Source organism: Pseudalkalibacillus sp. JSM 102089 (assembly GCF_041366475.1).
In the GTDB taxonomy this organism is placed as follows: Bacteria; Bacillota; Bacilli; order Bacillales; family Guptibacillaceae; genus Guptibacillus; species Guptibacillus hwajinpoensis_B.
Genome location: NZ_JBEWYW010000001.1, coordinates 776,090 through 799,101 on the forward strand (window position 1 = coordinate 776,090; position 23,012 = coordinate 799,101).

Below are 23,012 nucleotides of genomic sequence, written 5' to 3' on the forward strand. Positions count from 1 at the left end.
GCGGCCTATGGAGCCTATTCGTCTTCGAATAACAAATTCTCCATTTCGTTAAGAATGGATTCAAATACATCTAGTGCGTCACTGATTGGTTTAGAAGAAGTCATATCTACTCCGGCCTTCTTCAAGACTTCAATCGGATAATCTGAACTTCCTGCTTTTAAGAAATCAATGTATCTTGAGACTGCTTCATCGCCTTCTTCAAGAATTTGATTTGAGAGGGATGCAGCTGCGCTAAATCCAGTCGCATATTGGAATACATAGTAATTGTAATAGAAATGAGGAATACGAGCCCACTCGAGAGCAATTTCATCATCGATCACAAGATCGTCACCAAAATACTTTTTGTTAAGATCATAGTAGATCGAGGAAAGAAGATCTGGCGTCAACGGCTCACCATCTTGCGCTCTTTTGTGAATCGCATGCTCAAACTCAGCAAACATCGTTTGTCTAAATACCGTTCCTCTGAATCCTTCTAGATAGTGGTTTAATAAATAAAGCTTTTCCTTTTTGTCTGAAGTGTTTTCAAGCAAATAATGATTGAGTAACGATTCATTTGTTGTTGAAGCAACTTCAGCTACAAAAATGGAATAATTTGCGTATGGATAAGGTTGGTTTTCTCTTGTGTAATAACTATGAACCGAATGGCCGAATTCGTGAGCGAGCGTAAATAAATTATTCACGTTATCTTGCCAGTTCATTAGAATATATGGACGAGTTCCATACGTCCCTGAAGAGTAAGCCCCGCTTCTTTTACCTACATTTTCTTGCACATCAACCCATCGGTTTGAGAAGCCTTCTTCTAAGATTTCTTTGTACTCTTCTCCTAGTGGAGATAATCCTTTGAGAATATAATCTTTCGCTTCTTTATATGAAACCTCCATCTTCACTTCTGGTACAAGTGGTGTATAGAGATCATACATATGAATGTCATCAAGACCAAGTGCTTTCTTTCGAAGGTTTACATAGCGATGCAATAGATCAAGGCGATTGTGCACTGTTTCCACAAGGTTGTCATAGACGTCTTCTGGAATGTTATTACTATCAAGTGCAGCTTGTCTTGCCGAATCATAATTACGCACGCTAGCATAATAGTTGTCTTTCTTAACTGTTCCACTTAGGGTAGAAGCAAAAGTATTCTTGAATTTCCCATACGTTTCATAGACTGCCTTGAACGCATCTTTCCTTACACGACGGTCGCTACTCTCAAGAAAACGAATGTACCGTCCGTGTGTAACTTCCACTTCTTCCCCATTCTCATCCTTAATCGTTGGAAACTTCATATCTGCATTATTTAACATGCCAAACGTGTTGCTTGAACTGTTCGTTACGTCGCTAACCCCGGCCAGAATGGCTTCTTCTTCCTTAGATAGAACGTGCGGACGCTCTCGATTAATTTCATCTAATGCTTGCTCATAAAGTTTCAGTTCTTTCTTTTCGTTCAAATACTGTTTGATGGTTTCTTCGGGAACACTTAGAATTTCTGGTACAACAAAAGCGAGCTCACTACTCACCTGCGTCGCAAGATTAGCTGCACGATCATTAAGACCCTGGTAATGCGAGTTAGTTGTATCCTGATCATAGCGCATATGGGCATATGTATACAGCTTGCCAAGCTTAATTGTAATTTCATCTTGTTTTTGAAGGGCCGCATAAAGCGTATCTGCAGAATCGGCTAACTTCCCTTTGTATTCTTCCATCTCCGGGAGAAGTGCTTTTATTTCTTTAAATTCCTCATCCCATTTTTGATCGTTTTCGTAAATGGCTTCAAGATCCCAAGTATCTTCTACTGGAATTTCGTCTCGTTTAGGTAGAGCGTTTACTTTTTTCTCTTCCATCATTAGACACCTCCATCAAATAATTACCTCACATACATTATCGTACCATATTCCTCTTAGGATTCTTACAATTTCGCTCGACAAACGTTGCAGTTTCACACAAGTTTCCCGAGAATTTCATGATCTTTTTTAGTGCATCGCTCAACTTGCTGGTGAACCTCAGGTTGATAAAGCTTTTCATATCGTTCATTATCCCATTCTTTCAAAACTTTTAACCGAACTAATTGATCAATATACCCCTTTAGTGCCGCTGACACTCCTTCACCCTGTATCTTGTGAGGGCCATTTCTTACTTTAATAAGAGTAGCATCGATTACTTGTTGGAAGGCATTTATTAATGACTGCATAGAGAACGATTTATTTTGAGGAATGAAAGAAAGATAGCAAATAATAATCCACGTTTGCCATAAATAAGAGGGGGTTTCAATCCAGTAGTTTTGTGAAGATGGGATGCCAGCTTCAGAGGGGAAAGATCGAATAGACTTTCCGCTAAGATAGAGTCGTTTACGTAAGAAGTAATAAATGAATGATTTTTCACCGTGGGGATTTTGACGCCAAATTTGTTTTTGCTTAAACCATATGGGCACGGATTCATGATTAGTAAAAGGAGTATGAGACTTAAATAAATCGAAATAAGAAATAGATGAAGCGCTATGATAAGTGGTTGTACAGATGAATTTTGTAGGGGTTAAGCTATAGTGGATCGTTAGGTTCGCGAAGGTACATTCTTCGGGGCAATAATAATAAATAGAAGGAGAACCTCTATGGTGAGATGCTGCTGCCCAGTCCATAGCTGTAAGGGTGTGAATGAGGGAATATAGTCGTTTGAGTCGCTTTGCTCCAAGAATCCACGTTACATGAATGTTTGTAGCGTTATAATCAAATGATCGTTTCGTAAGCAGTCTCGCTTCTATTGAGGCACATTGAAATTCAATCGCCGTACGAGATGAGGGGATAAATAGATCGGGGCGTTGATTAGAGGCAATTAACACATGTTCTAATTGCACATCCTGGTGATCTTCTCTAAGCCAATCATAAAGGTGTTGTTTTCCGGTTAGGTGGTAATTAGATTCTCGCTCCCATTCCATTTCACAAGGGGGGGAACCTTGATGAGCAAAATGCCATATCTTCTTTTCACCTAGCTTCATGACAACCCGCTCACGGCACCCAGGACAATAATAGGGTGTGGAACGCCTTAATTTCCGTAGCTCATCAAGGCTGAAGCAACGGTCGGCAAGATTGAGTAATGATCCATTTATAGTTGAAGCAGTTAACATCACAACACCTCTCTTTTATTCGTTCCTAACAATAATTCTCTTCCTAGAGAAACATCCCTCTACAGTTTCTATATTTATTTGAATGAGATAACCGGCTTGACCACATGGCCAAGGCTGCTTTTTTATGGCCCCTTCAAGGATTGGAGAAATAAAAAAAAGCCGATTTCCATAGAAATCGGCCTCACCTTATAAGAGTGGGAAGTGTCCGCGGAGTTGTTCAAGAGCCTGCTCAGAGAGAATCTCCTTACCGTATTCATGAATGCGGTGAATGGTCAGGTCTGTTTCATATCCGTATTCCAACAGCTGACTCAATCGGTTGTCCTGATCTTCTTCTATCAATGTTTCGTCGAAGACAACATGGAGATAATAACGGTCCTCATAATGATACAATCCATTTTCGACTCCAGTTGAATCAAATCCGTGTGACAATGAAATCACATCTTCAAAGTCTCTAAATCCGATCATAAAGGAAAGCTCTTCGCCTTCTAGCGGCTCAGGCTCGTCTTCTGGATCTAAATTGTTCTGAAGCGCAAATTTATCATCAAGAATTTTATCCATATTTTCATCGAGCGGAAGATCAAGCTGCTTATCCTCTGACATCGGAAGTTCAAGTTTGGACCCGTCGTTTGACATTTGTGCACGTGTCACAATGATTTCAAGACCCTTTTCAAGTGCTTGAACTTGTATCCAGAGTGGACCCTCAAGTGAAAACTGTTCCCTTTGATGTGCTTCGTCCATCATTTCCCAGAACAATTCTTCTCCTCTTTCTCTATCGTACCAAATTTCTTCTCGATCGAACCCTCTATTTTCAATATCTCTATACGTAATAAAGAATTTTAAAGTATTCGCATTGACGCGTTCGATTTCCATGTGCACTCTCTCCCTCCTGTTTAGTTAACCGGAAGGCTATTCCCTCTGGGATACTCCTAATTTTCTCTTTCCCTTAAGTGGCTTGAGTTTAACCACTTTTTCTCTTGTAATACCATTCTATGATAAACCATCAAAGAATGGAAATAAAAAATCGTTTGATTTTTTCACTCATATTAAACCATATACACGATATATTTATTTATGTGTATAGCTTGCCCTAAAGTGCTCCTGTCATATGATTAAAAATTCGCTATTCGGGAGTGGATTCCTTGCTTACCTTAGAAACCATGACTCAGATTCTGTTTATTATCGGTATTGATATCGTCCTAGGTGGTGACAACGCAGTTGTAATCGCCCTCGCGTGTCGTAATCTCCCCGATTCTCATCGCAATAAAGCTATCATGATGGGAACAGCCATTGCTGTTGGACTTAGAATAGCACTAACCATTGTCGCTGTCTATTTATTGATGCTCCCTTTCTTATTAATTGTTGGTAGCCTCTTTCTTCTCTACATTTCCTTCAAATTGGTAATAGATAGTGAAAGTAATGAAACGGTCCAATCCACCTTTTCGTTTTGGGGAGCCATTCGAACCATTGTCATAGCAGATCTCATTATGGGGCTTGATAATGTACTAGCGATCGCTGGTGCATCCGAGGGGAAACTGCCGCTTGTCGTTTTTGGATTATTCATCTCTATCCCTATTATCGTATGGGGGAGTCGAATGATCATGCATGCCCTTGATCATTTTCCTGTATTAATTTACATTGGTGCAGGCATTTTAGCTTTTACCTCCGCAAGGATGTTAACAAGCGCAGCAGAATTAAAAACCTTCTTTTATACATACCCTTCCATGGAAATAGCTACCGAGATTATATTTCTTCTCATTGTGATTGTTGGAGGGTGGTTAGTAAAGAAGGTAAAAGGAAACATCCTTTATATTTATTAATCTGTACTCTTGGTATGAGGAGATAGTCATTCCTATCGACAAAAAAACTTCTACAGGAAATCCTGTAGAAGTTTTTAATTAGTTGGCTATGTTTATGCATATTGTTGATACTTCGCCTTGTGATGCCCTATGATTGGTTATCACAGGGGTAAAGAGTCAAAAATCGAGAATCAACAATATAAGCTAATATAGCTAATTAGTTAACGAGACGCTGTGCCTCTTGAAGTTGAAAAGTACGAACCTTGCGAGGTAGGAAACGACGAATTTCATCTTCGTTATAACCAACCTGGAGTCTTTTTTCATCCAAAATGATTGGACGGCGAAGCAATCCTGGATGCTCGCTAATTAGCTCAAATAATTCCTGTAAAGAAACCGTATCAAGATTTAAGTTCAATTCCTGGAAAGTTTTTGAGCGAGTTGATATAATTTCATCTGTTCCGTCTTCAGTCATACGTAAAATTTCTTTCACTTCTTCAATAGTAAGAGGTTCAGAAAAAATGTTACGTTCTGTAAACGGAATATCGTGCTCCTGCAACCACGCCTTCGCTTTTCGACAAGATGTGCAGCTTGGTGATGTATAGAGTGTTACCATAAGGAATTGCTCCTTTCTATAAGTAAACGTCAAATCTACATTAGAAAAATTATCTTTTCACAATTTGTATTATACTACAATTCTTATCAAATAAATAGAGGATGACAAAAATTACATAAAAGCTATACAATAACTATACAAATGATTTATGTTAAGTCTAACTCCTATATACCCCTTCTTCACTCTCCCAAACCTTTATTGTTTAAAAATGTTTGATTTTTTATCTGAAAAAAGTTTCTTTCACATGATACGATTCGTAAGAGATACACTAATTCTGAGGTGAATAATATGAAAAAGGCTCTGTTTCTTGTAAGTATACTCGTCTTTGCAAGCGCTTGTACGACACAGGAAATTACAAATGAAGAAACTTCAAATGAACCGATTCCAGTTGAAGTCGCTACTGCTCAACAAAAAAACATTTCGAATGAACTTGAATTAGCCGGACAAGCTACTCCTGGAGTGACGATCCCGCTCGCTGCCCCTTCCCCTCTAGAGGTAAAAGAAATTAACGTGACTGTTGGGAGCACTGTGGAAAAAGGTGATCTCATTGCTTCTCTCGACGATTCTACAGCGAGAGAAAATGTCAACCAGCTAACGAATGCGGTCAATGAGCTTGAAAAAGCCGTTAGCCAGGCTCAAGAATTGTCTGGACAAGCAGAAAAAAGTGCTCAAGAGTTAAAGAATCTTCAATCTGAATTAAATGCGTCACTCGAACGATCTAAGGAGCTACTTAATGAACTTGATTCAGAAGAAGTGACTGCTGCTGATGTTTTAAAGGAAAGTCTTGAAGTAACCATAAAGCAGGCACAATTATCCCAAGCTGCAGCCCAGGTTCCTTCAATGTCAGCAGGTAATGTGACACAGCTTGAAACACAGTTGTCCGAAACAAAAGCAAGCCTTAACCAGGCAAGGGACGTCTTAAATGCAACTACAATTGAATCACCTATTAATGGAATCGTTTCTCAAATCAATGCTGAAGAAAATGCTGCAGCAGTGCCAAGCACCCCGCTTGCGGTCGTCGTTAATTTAAATCCGATTAAAGCTGCCTTTCAAGTAAATAGCTTTCAAATTACACAGTTACAAAAAGATCAGGAAGTGAAGATCACTTTTGACGGTGTCGATGGTTCTTTTGATGGGAAATTAAAAGCGATCCCACCTACAGCAAATGAACAAACGGGTTCATTTCTAATTGAGATTCCAATTGAAAACAAAGATTTGAAAATCAAAGGTGGTATGAAAGCAACTGCGACCATACAAACAGATGTCATAGAGAACGCTGTAACTGTCCCTAAGGATGCAATTATCTATGGTGATGATGAAACGTATGTTTACGCACCACAAGGAAAAAAAGTGAAACAAGTTAACGTCGAGCTCGGAGCAGAGACTGATGAAAGCATCCAAATTACAAACGGTCTCTCAAAAGGTGATAAAGTCATCACTAAAGGTAAAGATCGTTTAAACGAAGCATCTGAAATCCAGGTACAGAAGTGAGTTGAACACACATGAATATTGCTAAGCTTTCCGTCTTTCGTCCAATTGCTATGGGGATGGTGATTATTTTCATCCTCATTATCGGAACAGTATCACTACGTAACATGCCAGTTGATCTGTTTCCTGATCTAACTTTCCCTGTTGCAGCCGTAACGGTTACATATGATGGTGCTGGTCCTGAAGAAGTTGAGAACTTACTAGCCTCCCCTCTTGAGAACGTGATGGGAACCTTACCGAATGTCGAAAGTATATCGTCCGTCTCACAAAATGGTGGTGCCCTGATCCTCGTTTCATTTGAATGGGGAACAGATATGGATTTTGCTACGTTAAATATGAGGGAACAAATTGATGCAGTTAGAGACTCTCTACCTTCTGAAGTACCAATTCCTAAAGTATTGCGTTTTAATCCTAGTGATATTCCTATCATGCAACTTGGAGTGGCTGGATCGGAGGAAGATCTTACTGCAGTAAAAAAAGTAATTGAAGATCAAATTAAACCTTCACTTGATTCAGTACCAGGGGTTGCAGCTGTTACGATCGAAGGTCAGTTAGAGAAGGAGATTAGATTAACTGCTGATCCAGATAAATTAAGTCAGTATGGCGTCACCCTTACAAACTTACAGCAGCTAATTGGGTCAGAAAATCTTAATTTACCAAGCGGGTCTATCGAAACAGAGAATAAAAACCTGCCTCTTCGCGTAACAGGGGAGTTTAAATCCGTTGATGATTTGAAAAACTTATCCGTGCCCACACAGAATGGGACCGTCAAGCTTAATCAGCTCGTTGAAATCGAAGAAATGATGAAACCTGCCGTTCAAGAAAGTTTCTTAAATGGTGAGCCGGCGATTGGTTTTTCAATCCAAAAACAATCTGGAGCAAACACCGTTCAAGTAGTGAAGCAAATTAATGAGAAGCTTGAAGAAATTCAGCCTTCCCTACCAGAAAGCATGGAAATTAAAACCGTATTCGATCAGGCGAAATTTATTAATCAGTCAATCCGTGCTGTTGTATGGAATATTATTATTGGAAGTCTTTTAGCTGCTGCCGTTCTATATCTGTTCTTACGCAATATTCGCAGTACGCTAATTATTGGTTTATCCATACCTATTTCGATCGTAGGTGCATTTATTTTAATGTATTTCTCAGGTCAAACGATCAACCTCCTGACACTAGGCGGCCTCGCGCTCGGAGTTGGAATGATGGTAGACAACTCTATTGTTATTCTAGAAAACATTTACCGACTAAGGCAGGAAGGTAAATCACTTAAAGAAGCGGCAGTAGATGGTACGAAAGAAGTTGGTAGTGCAATCATTGCATCTACACTCACTACAGTTGTCGTTTTCTTACCAATTGTGTTTGTTACTGGGCTCGCTGCCCAGCTCTTTAAACCATTAGCTCTTGCTGTTACCTTCTCACTATTAGCGTCACTATTTACAGCACTTATTATTGTGCCTTTGTTATCATCTCTTCTGATGAATCGAAACGAATCGAAATCAATTTTTCAACTTAAATTTGATCGGGTTAATAATTGGTATCGTCGAGTATTAGATAAAACACTGTCTCATCCTAAAAAAACAATCGGCTTCACCGTTCTGCTCCTTGCTATTTCAGCAGCAGGAACGCCTTTTATTGGGACAGAATTCCTTCCTGCACAGGATCAGAGCTTTGTGAATATATCAGCGAATCTTCCTGCAGGAAGCTCTCTTGACGCCACTGAAACCGTCACAGAGGAAATTGATAACGTCTTAAAGTCAACTCCTGAAGTTGATCTATCCTATTTAACAGCTGGAGGAACTGACAACTTTAGTGTTGGAGCTGGCAGTCAAACGAACCGGGCTAGCTACAGCGTCCTGCTCGTTCCAATCAATGAACGAGATCAATCTGACTTAGAAGTAGCCGAAGATATCCGAAAGAAGCTTAAAGGTATACCGAACGCCGATATTTCTGTATCTGCCAGTGATTCTGGATTTAGCGCTGATCCTATTTCAATTAACATCATCGGACCTGATCTTGATGTTTTGAAAGAACTTTCGGATGATGTGATGGAGAGCTTATCAGAAGTCGATGGCGTAAGAGAACCAACTTCGAGTATCGAATCCAACAATCCAGAAGTTCAAATTCTAATCGATCGTGAGAAGGCTGCGAGCTACGGAATAGGCAGCTCACAAATTTCAACAACGATTTCTAATGCCACAAAAGGACTTGTAGCAAGCAATCTTGCAAGAGATGGCAATCAATTAGATATTCGCTTAGCAGTTGAAGATAAATATACAGATTCCCTTGATTCTCTATCTAGCCTATTAATCGAGACTCAAACTGGGGAAAAAATCCCCCTTTCTGCTGTTGCCGAGATTAAACGGGGTCTTGGTCCATCGGAAATTACACGTTCGGATCGATTAAGACAAGTGGAAGTAACAGCGAGTCTATTGGGTCGAGATCTTGGAACGGTAACAGATGAAATTCGCGAAAAACTAGTCAAAGACGTTCCGCTCCCTGGTAATTCATATAAAATTACTTTTGGTGGACAAGATGAACAAATGAATGATGCTTTCTTTAAATTGTCAGGCGCTCTTGCTCTTGCCATTGTTCTTGTTTATATGGTTATGGCAGGACAGTTTGAATCGTTTCTCTATCCATTTATCATTATGTTCTCTGTTCCGCTCACAGCAATCGGGATTATATTCGGCCTACTTATTTCCTTCCAGCCTCTTGGAGTAGGTTCGCTCGTTGGTATGCTCATTTTAACGGGAATTGTAGTCAATAATGCGATTGTACTCGTTGATTATATTAATAAGCTTCGTGAAACAGGGATGGGAACTCGTGAAGCGATTTTAGAAGCAGCCCCCATTCGCTTAAGACCGATTTTAATGACAGCTTTAACGACGATTCTCGGTCTAGTTCCTTTATCATTCGGGTTTGGTGAAGGTACAGAAATTCAGCAACCGATGGCCATCGTCATCGTATTCGGATTGAGTGTAGCAACGTTTATAACATTAGTATTTATTCCTGTTGTTTATTACTTGATTGATCTACGTCGTCAGAAACGATTGGGTAAAAAATTAGAAACAAATGAATAGAAAAAAACCGAAAGCCAGCTGGGGCTTTCGGTTTTTTGTTACATTCTTTAAGCTGATGTTCTCGTATTTGAGGCGGGCTCTTTCGAAGACTGCGGTTTCCAGGTTTTCCAACGTCGTTTCAATAAATCCTTCAACCATTCGCGCTTCTTTTGCTTTTTCTTCTCACGATTCTTCATAAGAAGGTTCCCTCCTGATCGAAAACAATACTCTTATTCTTCAATGAGTTCCTTATCTTCTTTAAGACTCAGCACTTCCTCAACAGGCTGATAAGACTCACCATACAACTGCATATCTTTGTAAGTATGAATCTCCTGATACGTATGCTTCATCGCTTCGTAAATTTCTTTCTCACCAGCTTCGTTTGGAGACCAGAAAAGAATTTCCATTTCATTGATCTCGTTTGTAGCAAGAGATCTTCTTCGGTAGCCAATCGACTTCGCGTGTTTAAATCCTTCTCTCAAATAAAAGCGCTGTCTTTTTTCAGTATCTGTTTCATCATAATCAACAGGCTCTACCTCAAGAATAATGGGCTTATTCTTTTCTTTAAGTTCTTCAATTAATTTCTTTCCTAGCCCCTGACCTCTGGCATCCTTGGAAACGAAAATATAATCCACGAATATGAAATCAGGAAGATCGGCATACATTAGAACATGGTGCGGCCCCTCGTCCTTATTGTAAATGTCACCTTTTTCTTCAAGCAGTAAGTCCATATGCTCTTTTGATTTCATCTCTTCAATGGGGAAATATTGCTTCAGCTTCTCATACCAGTTCATTGATCTACTCCCTTTTAAATTAATTCGTCACTAATAGTATAACACATTTATCCAGTAAAATAGTGCTAAGGTAGATAAGGCAGTAGTTATTTTCCCCTCTTCTTAGTTATGTAAACATACTGTACACTAATATCAAACATGCTAAGGAGGAATGAAATGAACTTTTTTGCTGAGTTTATCATGCTCGCTATTCTACTCATTAGCTTCACAGCATTTATTGCTATCTTCTTAAATGCATCAGGCCGTTTCCTTTTTTCTAAACAAAAATCCTCCTTCCAACAGCCTTTAGAAGATAGTCAGAAAAACTGGAGGAAATTAACGAAAGATTCATTCTAAACCAGCACATTGAGCATTACACGTAAGGGAATCGTATATAGAGAAAAAGGATTGCCTTCACAGGCAATCCTCTTCTTTACGTATCACGGTGTATAGTCGACATTCTTTGTATAACTATTACTTGCGTCCCAAAGTAGATATTCATTAATACCGTTATCTTTCAAGGCTTTAATTTGAGCTTCTACTTCCGCTTTTCCGTAGTTCAAGTAATTTCCGCTACCAAGATAACTTGCAGTGAAATCCTGAATCCATGGACGGCTTGTAGGAGCATTATCCAATTTGCCTAATACTTCATTCTCTACTTTTGCATACTCATTTATTAAGTTATATGGTTCCAAATCAGGCTTTGAAATTCCAAAATAGGATCCCCAGTGACTTGGATAAATCATAGATGAAATAACATCAACGTTACTAGAAATCTTAGAGAAATTCTGTCCGATACCAGGCGCTTCAGGAATCGTTGCTGAGTAACCAAAAATATCAACCGATACATCAACATCGTACTGCTCAAGTTTTGAATTCGCATATGCTACAAAGTCCGTTACAGCCTCCACACGTTTTTGAACATTGTCCATATCCATATCTGCATATTTGCCCATCGAATATTCTAATGTGTCTTCACGTGTTTCAAATCCTTCTGGGAAACGGACGTAATCAAATTGAATTTCTTTGAAGCCCATTTTAGCTGCTTCTATCGCAATTTCAACATTGTAATCCCATACCTCTTCCTTAAATGGGTTAACGAATGCTTCTCCACGTCCGTTTTTCCAGATAGAGCCACCTTCTTTATATGAAAGTTCTGGTCTTGCTTCTGCAAGCACTGTATCTTTAAATACAACTACTCGCGCGATTGGATAGATCTCGTTTTTCTCCATCTCTTCTAAAACCTTGCGAGGATCTTTCATATAAGGCTTGCCAATCTCATACTCTGCTAATGGAGAATCCTTCTTTGGTTCATATGTAAGATTTCCAAAATCATCTTTAATATCGATGACCATTGCATTTAAGTCTGTTGAGTTCACAAATTTTGTGAGCTTGCTGAATCGACTTCCACCTGCAGAATTTCCTGTTACGTAAATACCTCGAACTGCATCAGGATATTCGAAATCTAGACCAGAATCATAAACGAATCTTGGTAGTCGATCTGGTAACGTTAGTTCTTTTTTTTCTGTCTCAATCCCTTTAAGATTTGTCGCTGATAATGCTTCATCTGCTTGTACCGATTGCCCAAAAGCAGAAAAAAGCAAAACTGACGCGAGCAGGCCTTTCAACCCCACATTAAAAATACGCACAGCTTCTCTCCCCTTTATTAGTTTGCCTCCTCTATTATAAGATGAATAAACGCTCTTTGAAAGAACTTCCAGTAAAATTTCTCATGTCTTTTTCGTGAACGATATAAATTGCTTTATTTTTTATCAAATGGTATGATATTTAGAAAAATAAATTTAGATTGGTGAGGAGGCCATAACCATGAGAAACGTAACACTAACTGATATCTATCAACTACCATTTGCACGAAAGTATCTAAAACGCGCTGGATTGGCTCATGCGATTACTGTGGCCAAACACGCTTATCATTTCGCGAGTGAACATGATGTCAATCCTGATCTTGCTACTAAAGCAGCATTACTTCATGATATAGGTCACTATACATGGTACCGAAATGGAAAATGGGATTATAACTTATATAAACAAAATGATATTCATGCGATCAAAGGGGCTGAGCGTGCTCACAAAATGCTGATACGTCTTGGTGAAAATCCAGTTTCAGCAAAGGAAATTGCCGTCGCAATCCTATTCCACACGGATTCCTACTTTATGGGAACTGTAAACCGTAATGCTCTTCAAGAAGTAGTTGCAATGGCTGATGAAGCGGACGAAGAACCTGGTGGTAATCACCACTATAAAGTTATCTCTGAAGAAGAAGCGAGAAATGAGCTCGCTGCACTCGATCACTTGATTGAACAGAGCTTGAACAGTCAAAAGGAGTGGCAGCAAAGTGTTTAAGAACCACTATAGCTCAGGAAAGGGATATCGATATGTAAATCCTTTCCATCCCTTTCCCTTATCTCCCCTTCCCACTTCTTTACAAAAGTCATTCCGTACTCACTATTAGGCACACTCATCATAATCCTCTTCTTTTTCTGCTTATAAGCCAATTGAACGATAAATTCGTACAAACCCCACCTCTTCTTTTCATTGCCTTTATAAAAAAATTCCACAGCCTCAACATACTCTTCAAATGTTTCAATCCAAACATATCCTACGTTTTGTTCTTTTTCTTCAAATAAGTATACGATAGAATGAGAAGAAGGCTGTAACTGTAACCTTGCCATATTTTCTGATCTAATCGACTCGAGCGTTTCTTCATCAAACTCTGAATTGTAAGTGTAAAAAATCATATGGATCCTCCTCTATTTTGCTTTGTATGATTTCACAAAAGGCATCTCAGTAAAACGAACAAAGTAACTACAGCTTTTCTGAAAGGAGAGTTTATGATCACATTAAAAATTAGTTTGCTTATTTCTACTTTTATTCTGTGCGGACTTATTTTAGTAGACTATTCGCTTCCCGTTGACTTATCCCTTTATGTAAAAGGATTTCTGATTGTTCCAATTCTACTCTACATAGGTTATCTAGTCATAAAATTTCGTCATAAAAAGCACTAAAAAAGGACCTCATTTCAGTTGAAATGAGGTCCTAACCTTTTAAACTGTTACTTGGTACTTTTGGTACTCTTCTTCAGTACAAGCGATCCAGTGTCCTTCCACTACTTCACGAAGAACTCGTTCTTCTCCATTTTCAGGAAGATGCTTATCTGGGTCATAAACTTTACGTTTTCTAGAGCGCTCATACTCTGGATCCGGAAGTGGAATCGCAGATAGAAGAGACTGAGTATAGGGATGTAGTGGGTTTCGATAAAGCTCTTCACTTTCAGCAAGCTCAACGATTTGGCCACGATACATAACACCAATACGATCACTAATGTATTTTACCATAGAAAGGTCATGCGCAATAAACAAATACGTTAAGCCTTTTTCTCTTTGAAGTTTCTTCATCAAGTTAACAACCTGTGCTTGAATCGAAACGTCTAGAGCAGAAATAGGTTCATCCGCAATAATAAACTCTGGATCAACCGCAAGAGCACGAGCGATTCCGATACGCTGTCTTTGCCCGCCACTAAATTCGTGAGGATAACGGTTCGCATGCTCTTTGTTCAACCCTACTGTTTCAAGAAGCTCAACCACTTTGTCCATACGGGCTTTCTTAGACGTTGAGAGACCGTGAATATCAATGCCTTCCGCAATAATATCAGAAACGGTCATTCTCGGATTTAAAGAAGCGTATGGATCTTGGAAGATCATCTGCATCTTTTGATTAAATTTCTTAAGATCTTTCGCAGATTTCTTTCCGTGCACATCTTCTCCATTAAATCGAACTTCACCGTCAGTTGCGTCGTATAGGCGAATAATAGTACGTCCAGTTGTGGATTTTCCACAACCAGACTCTCCAACTAGACCGAACGTCTCGCCTTTATAAATATCAAATGTTAAGCCATCAACAGCTTTTACTGTGCTTTTACCTACTTTAAAATGCTGCTTTAAGTTTTTAATTTCTAGGAGTTTTTCTTGACTAGACATTCTTCCCACCATCTTTCGCGCCAATGATCGGCTCACTTGGAGCCATTCCCTGCATACGTTTTTTAATTGCTGCAGGCGGTTCTACTTTAGGTGCTTTCTCGTGCAATAGCCACGTTGCTGCATAATGCGTATCTGAGATCTTAAACAACGGTGGCTCCATTTCTGTATCAATCTTCATTGCGTATGGATTACGCGGAGCAAATGCGTCACCTTTAGGTGGATCAAGTAGATCTGGCGGTGATCCTGGAATAGCAATAAGCTCTTCATCTGTTGAGTCTAGACTTGGCATTGAACCAAGAAGCCCCCAAGTGTAAGGATGCTGAGGGTTGTAGAATATTTCATCTACCGTTCCAGTTTCAACAATTTTACCTGCATACATAACCGCTACGCGATCTGCGATATTAGCTACAACCCCAAGGTCGTGAGTAATAAAGATAATCGACGTACCCATTTTTTCTTGAAGATCATTTAGTAGCTCAAGAATTTGAGCCTGAATTGTAACATCTAGAGCTGTTGTTGGCTCATCTGCAATAAGAACACGAGGATTACATGCAAGAGCAATGGCAATAACTACCCGCTGTCTCATACCACCTGAGAATTGGTGTGGAAATTCATTCACTCTTCCCTCTGCATTCGGAATACCAACAAGTTTCAAAAGCTCAATCGCACGTTCCTTCGCTTCTGATTTATTCATATTTTGGTGCTTCACTAGACCTTCCATGATTTGCTTCCCAATAGTCATGGTCGGGTTAAGTGAAGTCATTGGATCTTGGAATATCATTGAGATTTCAGATCCACGAATCTTTTGCATTTCCTTTTCGGAAAGCTGAGCTAAGTCACGATCACCGAACTTAATCTCACCTTCTTTAATTCGTCCTGGTGGGTTTGGAATCAAACGCATAACCGCTTTTGATGTAACGGATTTCCCTGATCCAGACTCACCAACAATTGCTAATGTTTCACCTTTATTTAAATGGAAGTTTACTCCACGAACGGCTTGCACTTCTCCAGCAAACGTATCAAAGGAGACGTGCAAATCATTCACTTCTAGAATCTTTTCCATTCTAATCCCCCCTATTTACGTAGCTTTGGATCAAATGCATCTCGAAGGCCGTCACCAAGAAGGTTAAAGGCTATCATAATCAATGAAATGATAATCGATGGCCATAGCACAAGATGCGGATAAATTTGTAGACTCTTAAATCCATTGTTAATGATAGAACCAAGTGAAGCTTCCGGCGGTCGTAGTCCAAGACCGATAAAGCTTAGGAACGCTTCGAAGAAAATTGCACTTGGAATTGTAAACATCGTTGTAATGATAATTTGTCCGAGTACGTTTGGAATTAAATGTTTCCCAATTACTCGTCCGCTTGTTGCTCCTAATGTACGAGAAGCAAGAACAAACTCTTGGGTTTTAAGTTTTAAAACCTGTCCTCGAACAATACGCGACATTCCTATCCACCCTGTCACCGAAAGTGCGAGGATAATTGAGAATATTCCAGGCTCAAATATCAAAATAAATAGAATAATTAATATTAGATTTGGAATACCTACTAGAACTTCAATAATACGCTGAAGAATGTTATCAACTCGGCCACCATAATAAGCAGAAATACCACCATAAGCGACACCAATCACAAAATCAATAAAGGCTGCTGCTGCAGCGATGAATAGGGAAATTCGCGTTCCCTGCCAAACACGCGTCCACTGATCTCGGCCGAATTCATCCGTACCGAACCAGAAGTATTCGTCTTCATAACCTTTAGCTTCATACTGATCTGTTCCGCGGATATCAACTCCGTTAACTCCAAGAAAATCAACATTTTCAAGAACGGGCACTTTAGCAGGAAGCTTAGCTCTTGTTAATTCCTGTTCAGAATATGAGTGTTCATTCATTCCTGGCCCTACAATTGCCAATAAGATGATGACAAGTATAATAATGAGTCCAGTAATAGCCCCTGGATTCTTTTTTAATCTTCTCCACGCATCTTTCCAAAAACCTGTGCTTTCACGTGCTATTTGTTCATTTTCAGAAGAATCAATTTTAGCGGGTTGAAACATGTCGTCTGAAATGTCGTGTAGCTTCTCTTGTTTCATACTCATTAACTCTTACCTCCCGCTAAACGAATTCGTGGATCAATGATTCCATACATAATATCCACTATTAAAATAACAACAATAAATAGCAAACTAAAGAAAAGAGTTGTACCCATAATAATTGGAAAATCGTTTGTTAATATTGAGTTAACAAACTTCTCACCAAGTCCTGGTATGACGAAGATTTGTTCAATTACTAGAGTACCTGTCATTAGACCTACAACCAGTGGTCCCATAATAGTAATGATAGGTATAGAAGCATTACGGATTGTATGTCTAATAACAACCGCTGTGCTACTTAAGCCTTTTGCCTTTGCTGTTGTAATATAGTCCTGTCCGAGAACTTCTAACATCTCAGTTCTCATGAAACGAGCTATTGTTGCGACAACAATCGAAGCAATTGCAATCGTTGGCATGATTGTATAAGCGAAGCCATCCCAGTAAGCAACCGGTAACAACTGCCACTTAACCCCCAACCAGTATTGCATTAGGCCAGCGATAACGAAGTTTGGAATTGAAATACCAAGAACTGCGATAACCATTGTTCCATAATCTAAGAATGAATTGTGTCTTAGTGCTGCAATGATTCCAAGAAAAAGACCAATGATTGTTCCAACTACTAGTGATTGAAGTCCTAAATAAGCTGAAGGTCCAATACGTTCACCGATAATTGTAGACACTTCACGGCCATCCTGCTGGAAGGAAACACCGAGATCACCTGATAATAAGTTTTTCATGTAATTGAAATACTGTACAGGAACGGGATCGTTCAAACCATATTTATCATTCAACTGTACAATTTGTGTTTCTGTCAGCTTATCCTGGTTGTTAAACGGTGTACCAGGGAGAAGCTTCATTAGAAAAAATGTTAGCGAAGCAATAATTAGGAAGGTAATCAACATTGAAATGACCCTTCCGCCAATATAACGTCCCACTACAACCAACCTCCTCAAAAGATACCTGCTTATATAGTATAAGTCGAAAAATGGAATTTCACTAGAAAAAATTTTCTATCTATTTCACTTCTAGCTATCGTTTCGACATATTTCTTATTACAGGTAAAAAAGAGAGCATATGTCAGGATGACATATACTCTCCTGAAAAACTGAAATTATTTACCTTCGATCTTAGCCCATTTGTAAGAGTAATCTGCTCCAAATGTGTGTACATAGAAGTCCTTAACGTAATCCTTCTTAAGGACCGCGTTACCTTTTTGGTAAGTAGGAACAATTGCAATGTCCTCTTCCATTAGAACTTTCTCAGCGTCTTGCATCATTTTCCAACGCTTCGCTTCATCTGTTTCTTTCTTAGCTCCTGAAACTAGCTCGTCATACTTCTCGCTAGAGTAACCCATGCGATTATATGCGCCGTCTGTTTCAAACATATAAAGGAAAGTCATTGGATCTGGATAGTCAGGTCCCCAACCGCCAGTTGAGATATCAAAGTCACCAGAATCTTCAAGCTCTAGGAACTGCTTCCAAGGCTGCTTGTTGATTGTTAATGTAAGACCATCAAGCTTCGTTTCAAACTGATCCTTAGCATATTCTGCAATTTTAGCAGCAAGTTCGTTATCAGTTGTTAGGAATTCTAGTTCTACAGAGTCTGTACCAAGTGCCTCAAGTCCTTTTTCCCAAGCTTCTTTCGCTTCTTCTTCACCTTGATCAGCATAGAAGCCGTCTGGAGAGAATTCACGGAAATCATCGCCGTCTGGACCGTTAACGAAATCTTTAGGTACGAAATACTTCGCAGCTACAGATCCGTTGTTTAGAAGTACATTAACAAGTCCTTCTCTGTCGTAAGCAAGGTATAGTGCTTTACGAATATCTTTGTTAGCAAGTGCTTCTGTTTCTTGGTTCATACGCATGAAGTACATTGTTGGCTCAACGATAGTTGAGAATTCTTCATTATCTTTAAACTGATCTACGAAGTCTGCCGAAAGACCTGCGCGATCGATCTTACCAGTTTCATAAAGGTTTACAGTAGTAGCTGTATCTTGCACTACTTTAGTCGTAATCTTTTCAAGACTTACAGTTTCAGCATCCCAATATTCAGCGTTCTTTTCAAAAGTCCATCCTTCACCGTGGTTCCACTCAGCAAAAACGAATGGTCCGTTGTAAAGCATTGTATCTGCTTCAAGTGCAAATTGCTCGCCCTGTTCGTCAGCATATGCTTTAGGTTGTGGATAGAATGTTGCGAAAGTTAGTAGTGATTTAAAGTAAGGAACTTTTGTATCTACAGTAACTTCAAGTGTTTTCTCATCTACTGCTTTAGCTCCAAGTTCTTCTACTTTACCGTAAAGTGGATCGCCTTCAGTAATGATTGCATTACCGTTTTTGATTCCAGCAGTTCCAAACATAGAAGCGTAAGGAGAAATTGTATCTGGGTTTAGCGCTTTATGCCATGCATAGATGAAGTCATCTGCTACTACATCTGATCCGTCAGACCATTTAGCGTCGTCACGAATTGTAAATGTGTAAACAGTTTCACCGTCTTTTTCTTCTTCTGTTGGTTCTTCAGCAGCCATACCAAGTGTAGGCTCGTTATTTTCGTCAAGACGATATAGTCCTTCGAAAACCTGGTTCATTGCGTTAAAAGATGTTGCATCAGTAGCTTGCGTAGTATCCATTGAAGGAATCTCCGCAGTTTCTACTAGGTTAAGTACTTGTTCAGAAGCGGAGTCTCCATCTCCATCGCCGCCGCTGTTCCCCCCGTTGTTTGAGCCGCCGCCGCAAGCCGACAGGAATACGCTCAATACAAGCACAAGAGATAGGACAAGAGTCCATCTTGATTTCTTCATGCTGTGTGACCTCCCTTAAAATATGTAGCTATAAAAGCTAGTGATCCGCATGACGGAATTCATCAAATTATCTAACTATTTACGTGAGAATAATCTGATTCGTTTCGCCCACAACTCGTATTATACAAGTTTTCTAATTATTTTGCATACGTTATTTTTACACTCATTTACAAAAACCGCGCCACAATTACGTTTGCATAACAAAAAATAGTTCTTTAGTCCTGGTATAAATTCTCTGGTTTCTGGGTAAGATTTGATATTTTACAGTCAAATGTATGAAAATCTATCTACACCCCCTTACCTAAAAGTATATAGTATACTTTGGTGTATACTATATGCATATCGCGAAATATTCTGAAATGTAAACAATGTATTAAACCGTTACACATTTCTAACTTCTTTATATTGTTCTTGACTAATTATTTTTTTATACTTGATAGTAGAAAGAAAATGGGGGCTACTATGAAATCACTTACTTTAAAATCAGGTATCTTAATTGTGCTTGCGATTACCGCTTCAATGATTATCTCATTTACTTCTGACGGAGGCCTTGGCATCCAATCCATATCAGATATACTCTTTATGATTGCACTTGCTATGGTACTTATTGGTGCTGCTCTTCACGTAGTTCAAACGGGGTTTTTCGACGGAATTGTCTATTCATTTAAACGGTATTTTAGAAATACGGCTAAGCGACAAATGATTGAGGAGGATACTTCCGAAATTCATTACAAACTTGATTATGATAACCCAATCACTTATCCACTCTTAATGGCAGGCGGATTTTGTGTCATACTCACTATTATCATTTCCATCGTTCTTATAAGCACCTAACTTGTTGCATGCGATGATTTAGTTGCGCTATACTAGTTAAAGAAGAAGGATACAGAACGGCTAAGATGAAGAGTAGTACAAACTGATGTGATTTATAGAGAGCCTATGGTTGGTGGAAATAGGTATCACACTTTTTGGAATGGACTTCTGAGCCCCTTTGCTGAAGACTTTAGTAGGCATTGGCGTGAGCATTCACGTTACCACTACCGGTATTTAATACCATAAGTGATCCAGACTTACTGGATAAGCAGGGTGGCACCACGGTCCATTCGTCCCTAGCATTAAGGGATGAATGGGCCTTTTTGTATGCTTTTTTAGAAAATGAGAGGAGCTACACACAATGAGCGTTATTTTTTCGGGTATTCAACCGAGTGGAACATTAACAATAGGGAACTATCTTGGAGCAATGAAGCATTTTACTGATCTTCAGGATGAGAATGAGTGTTATTTCTGCGTTGTAAACCAGCACGCAATTACAGTACCTCAAGAAAAACAAGCTTTAAAACAGAATTCAAGGAGTCTTGCTGCATTATACCTTGCTTCAGGTATTGATCCTGAAAAATCAACACTTTTCATTCAATCTGAGGTACCAGCTCATGCTCAGCTGGCATGGATGTTACAATGCGTTTCATATATAGGTGAATTAGAGCGCATGACCCAATTTAAGGATAAATCAACTGGAAAAGAAGCTGTAAGCGCAGGTTTGCTTACATATCCCCCACTTATGGCTGCTGATATTCTTCTTTACGGTACAGAGATTGTCCCTGTTGGAGATGACCAGAAACAGCACATTGAGTTAACTCGTAATCTTGCTGAGCGTTTTAACCGTAAATTTAATGACATTTTCGTTATGCCTGATGCGCGCATTCCTAAGGTCGGGGCACGAATCATGTCACTACAAGATCCTTCTAAAAAAATGAGTAAGTCTGACTCCAATCAAAATGCGTTTATTTCAATGCTTGATGAGCCATCTACTATTATTAAAAAAGTGAAACGTGCGGTTACTGATTCAGATGGAGTTGTCCGTTACGACAAAGAAAACAAACCAGCGATCTCTAACCTGCTTACGATTTACTCTCTTTGCTCAGGTAAAAGCGTTGAAGAAATTGAATCCCTATATGAAGGTCGAGGATATGGTGACTTTAAGGCGGAGCTTGGTGAAGTAATCGCTGATATGTTAAAACCTATTCAGGATCGCTATAATGATCTCATTTCTTCATCTGAACTAGATGACATCCTTGATCATGGGGCGGAGAAAGCGAACCGTAAAGCATCTAAAATGCTTACAAAAGCAGAACGTGCCATGGGGCTTGAAAGAAAAAGAAGATAAAGAAAAAAGGAAGGTTGCACTGGGCAACCTTCCTTTTGCTTTATCCAAATCAATAATAGTCAATAATTGAGAGACTAAAGATCTAAGCTTTTCGTTAATTCACGTGTGTTCCTTTTTCAAGCTCCCATATTTTTTCGAAATACGGCTGCCCTTTGATGATTCGCTCACAGATTTGCTCATGCTTAGCTGACCAACCTGCCTTTACTTCTCTATATAGCCCTTCCCATGCCTCGTCCATTTCCATACTTTGGATTTGCACATACTGTTTCGGCTGACATTCTGTAAACCAATAACGTATTTCAGCCGAGTTACCACTAGAATATAGTTGATCTAGTGCCATAAACAAAAGCTGCTTCAACTGTCTTTCTTTTCTAGTAAGTCCCATCATAATGTCTGGTCCTGGAGAAAGAATATGATGTTCTTTCAAAGGTTGATCTGATTCAAATGGATAACTGATAGCTTCAACATCTGCCACCATTTCATAAACTGCTTTTTCTTGTCTAGGTATCACTCGACTTTTGCGAATCGGAATCTTATACCCTAATGTATCAATGACAATAACCCCTCTGCCGTCCGTAGCCAAGAAGCAATACTCTAAAGGTGATCGTTCATTATTTTTACGTATATAGCTCTGTTGAAAAACATCACTAAGTAAACTCTCCGGAAGCTCCGTCAAATCATTCTCAATGTAATGATACAGTAGTGACTCCACCTTAATAACAGGCACCTGATCCAGCAACTCAATAAAATCATCTTTTCGCCATTCATGAAAATTGCAAACATTGTACCCATTCTCTTCACCTTCAAACCAATTCACCCAAACATCTCGCAAATACAACATCTGGCTACCCCTCACTTCGCTACTGTTTGTAAAAACAGTATAGTCAGGACCAAGTCAAATTATTCCATGATAAGTATATTATTAAGAAAAGATTAATAGAACACTGAAAAGCGGAAGCCTCCGTTTAGACCCGGCAGGCACTGGAGCCTTTTCATTTGAACACGGTCTTTGTGTTCGGATGAAATGGTGAAGTGACCGAGGGTCAGGAGGCTGCAGCTGGACATGAAAAGCGGAGACGAGCGTTTAGAAACGGAGATATTGGAACTCTTGAACT

The 23,012-nt window shown here is 39.3% G+C and carries 21 protein-coding genes and 1 other annotated feature; of the genes, 7 read left to right on the top strand and 14 right to left on the bottom strand.

Annotation, left to right across the window (positions count from 1 at the left end; all coding sequences use genetic code 11):
• Window positions 1-14: 14 nt before the first annotated feature.
• The 3 genes from pepF to mecA all read right to left on the bottom strand — a co-directional run bounded on the left by pepF (window position 15) and on the right by mecA (window position 3,982).
• The gene (pepF, locus tag ABVF21_RS03870) at window positions 15-1,838 is read right to left on the bottom strand and encodes an oligoendopeptidase F (protein ID WP_303534842.1); all 1,824 of its coding nucleotides are present in this window, start codon (window positions 1,836-1,838) and stop codon (window positions 15-17) included.
• Window positions 1,839-1,930: 92 nt separating this feature from the next.
• Entirely contained in the window at window positions 1,931-3,112 is a 1,182-nt protein-coding gene (locus tag ABVF21_RS03875; protein WP_283152343.1) for a competence protein CoiA, read from the bottom strand.
• Between the two features lie 186 nt (window positions 3,113-3,298).
• On the bottom strand, window positions 3,299-3,982 hold the full coding sequence (mecA, locus tag ABVF21_RS03880; RefSeq protein WP_194222276.1) for an adaptor protein MecA: 684 nt from the start codon (window positions 3,980-3,982) through the stop codon (window positions 3,299-3,301).
• A gap of 269 nt (window positions 3,983-4,251) precedes the next feature.
• Here mecA and ABVF21_RS03885 point away from each other — a divergent pair, with 269 nt between their 5' ends.
• Window positions 4,252-4,929: a TerC family protein gene (locus ABVF21_RS03885; RefSeq protein ID WP_303534839.1), complete on the top strand. Its 678-nt coding sequence runs from the start codon at window positions 4,252-4,254 to the stop codon at window positions 4,927-4,929.
• Between the two features lie 196 nt (window positions 4,930-5,125).
• Here ABVF21_RS03885 and spxA read toward each other — a convergent pair whose 3' ends face one another.
• Window positions 5,126-5,521: a transcriptional regulator SpxA gene (gene spxA / locus ABVF21_RS03890; protein ID WP_098443134.1), complete on the bottom strand. Its 396-nt coding sequence runs from the start codon at window positions 5,519-5,521 to the stop codon at window positions 5,126-5,128.
• Between the two features lie 288 nt (window positions 5,522-5,809).
• Here spxA and ABVF21_RS03895 point away from each other — a divergent pair, with 288 nt between their 5' ends.
• Both ABVF21_RS03895 and ABVF21_RS03900 read left to right on the top strand, forming a co-directional pair.
• A complete protein-coding gene (locus tag ABVF21_RS03895) occupies window positions 5,810-7,012 on the top strand; it encodes an efflux RND transporter periplasmic adaptor subunit (protein WP_371017521.1) in 1,203 nt (400 codons plus the stop codon).
• 11 nt (window positions 7,013-7,023) lie between these two features.
• Window positions 7,024-10,089: an efflux RND transporter permease subunit gene (locus ABVF21_RS03900; RefSeq protein WP_371017522.1), complete on the top strand. Its 3,066-nt coding sequence runs from the start codon at window positions 7,024-7,026 to the stop codon at window positions 10,087-10,089.
• Window positions 10,090-10,136: 47 nt separating this feature from the next.
• On the opposite strand, the gene ABVF21_RS03905 is transcribed toward ABVF21_RS03900, so the two are convergent.
• Together ABVF21_RS03905 and ABVF21_RS03910 are read right to left on the bottom strand one after the other, a co-directional pair.
• The gene (locus tag ABVF21_RS03905) at window positions 10,137-10,265 is read right to left on the bottom strand and encodes a hypothetical protein (protein ID WP_255462008.1); all 129 of its coding nucleotides are present in this window, start codon (window positions 10,263-10,265) and stop codon (window positions 10,137-10,139) included.
• A 33-nt stretch (window positions 10,266-10,298) separates the two neighbouring features.
• Window positions 10,299-10,862, bottom strand: a complete 564-nt coding sequence (locus ABVF21_RS03910; RefSeq protein WP_303534834.1) for a GNAT family N-acetyltransferase — start codon at window positions 10,860-10,862, stop codon at window positions 10,299-10,301.
• Window positions 10,863-11,018: 156 nt separating this feature from the next.
• Between ABVF21_RS03910 and ABVF21_RS03915 the strand changes: the two genes are divergently transcribed.
• Window positions 11,019-11,198, top strand: a complete 180-nt coding sequence (locus ABVF21_RS03915; RefSeq protein WP_303534833.1) for a hypothetical protein — start codon at window positions 11,019-11,021, stop codon at window positions 11,196-11,198.
• A gap of 83 nt (window positions 11,199-11,281) precedes the next feature.
• On the opposite strand, the gene ABVF21_RS03920 is transcribed toward ABVF21_RS03915, so the two are convergent.
• Entirely contained in the window at window positions 11,282-12,490 is a 1,209-nt protein-coding gene (locus ABVF21_RS03920; RefSeq protein ID WP_303534832.1) for a putative glycoside hydrolase, read from the bottom strand.
• A 178-nt stretch (window positions 12,491-12,668) separates the two neighbouring features.
• Between ABVF21_RS03920 and ABVF21_RS03925 the strand changes: the two genes are divergently transcribed.
• Window positions 12,669-13,205: an HD domain-containing protein gene (locus tag ABVF21_RS03925; RefSeq protein WP_303534831.1), complete on the top strand. Its 537-nt coding sequence runs from the start codon at window positions 12,669-12,671 to the stop codon at window positions 13,203-13,205.
• Here ABVF21_RS03925 and ABVF21_RS03930 read toward each other — a convergent pair.
• From ABVF21_RS03930 to ABVF21_RS03955, 6 genes are all read right to left on the bottom strand, one after another.
• Window positions 13,202-13,600 carry a hypothetical protein gene (locus tag ABVF21_RS03930; protein ID WP_371017523.1) on the bottom strand — a complete coding sequence of 133 codons (399 nt, stop codon included), beginning with the start codon at window positions 13,598-13,600 and terminating at the stop codon, window positions 13,202-13,204. The two genes, ABVF21_RS03925 and ABVF21_RS03930, sit on opposite strands and share 4 nt — an antisense overlap.
• Before the next feature lie 306 nt (window positions 13,601-13,906).
• On the bottom strand, window positions 13,907-14,839 hold the full coding sequence (locus tag ABVF21_RS03935; RefSeq protein WP_303534829.1) for an ABC transporter ATP-binding protein: 933 nt from the start codon (window positions 14,837-14,839) through the stop codon (window positions 13,907-13,909).
• Window positions 14,832-15,902, bottom strand: coding sequence for an ABC transporter ATP-binding protein (locus ABVF21_RS03940; protein ID WP_283152350.1), 1,071 nt, complete (start codon window positions 15,900-15,902; stop codon window positions 14,832-14,834). The genes ABVF21_RS03935 and ABVF21_RS03940 overlap by 8 nt, the downstream gene beginning before the upstream one ends.
• Before the next feature lie 11 nt (window positions 15,903-15,913).
• Window positions 15,914-16,936: an oligopeptide ABC transporter permease gene (opp3C, locus tag ABVF21_RS03945; RefSeq protein WP_283154302.1), complete on the bottom strand. Its 1,023-nt coding sequence runs from the start codon at window positions 16,934-16,936 to the stop codon at window positions 15,914-15,916.
• Between the two features lie 5 nt (window positions 16,937-16,941).
• A complete protein-coding gene (opp3b, locus tag ABVF21_RS03950; protein WP_283152351.1) occupies window positions 16,942-17,871 on the bottom strand; it encodes an oligopeptide ABC transporter permease in 930 nt (309 codons plus the stop codon).
• A gap of 176 nt (window positions 17,872-18,047) precedes the next feature.
• A complete protein-coding gene (locus tag ABVF21_RS03955) occupies window positions 18,048-19,733 on the bottom strand; it encodes a peptide ABC transporter substrate-binding protein (protein ID WP_283152352.1) in 1,686 nt (561 codons plus the stop codon).
• A gap of 462 nt (window positions 19,734-20,195) precedes the next feature.
• Between ABVF21_RS03955 and ABVF21_RS03960 the strand changes: the two genes are divergently transcribed.
• Together ABVF21_RS03960 and trpS are read left to right on the top strand one after the other, a co-directional pair.
• A complete protein-coding gene (locus ABVF21_RS03960; RefSeq protein WP_371017524.1) occupies window positions 20,196-20,567 on the top strand; it encodes a DUF3899 domain-containing protein in 372 nt (123 codons plus the stop codon).
• A gap of 53 nt (window positions 20,568-20,620) precedes the next feature.
• Window positions 20,621-20,847: a binding site (T-box leader), on the top strand.
• A 60-nt stretch (window positions 20,848-20,907) separates the two neighbouring features.
• A complete protein-coding gene (trpS, locus tag ABVF21_RS03965) occupies window positions 20,908-21,897 on the top strand; it encodes a tryptophan--tRNA ligase (protein ID WP_226612605.1) in 990 nt (329 codons plus the stop codon).
• A 94-nt stretch (window positions 21,898-21,991) separates the two neighbouring features.
• On the opposite strand, the gene ABVF21_RS03970 is transcribed toward trpS, so the two are convergent.
• Window positions 21,992-22,738: a YjbA family protein gene (locus tag ABVF21_RS03970; protein ID WP_194221188.1), complete on the bottom strand. Its 747-nt coding sequence runs from the start codon at window positions 22,736-22,738 to the stop codon at window positions 21,992-21,994.
• Between the last annotated feature and the right edge of the window lie 274 nt (window positions 22,739-23,012).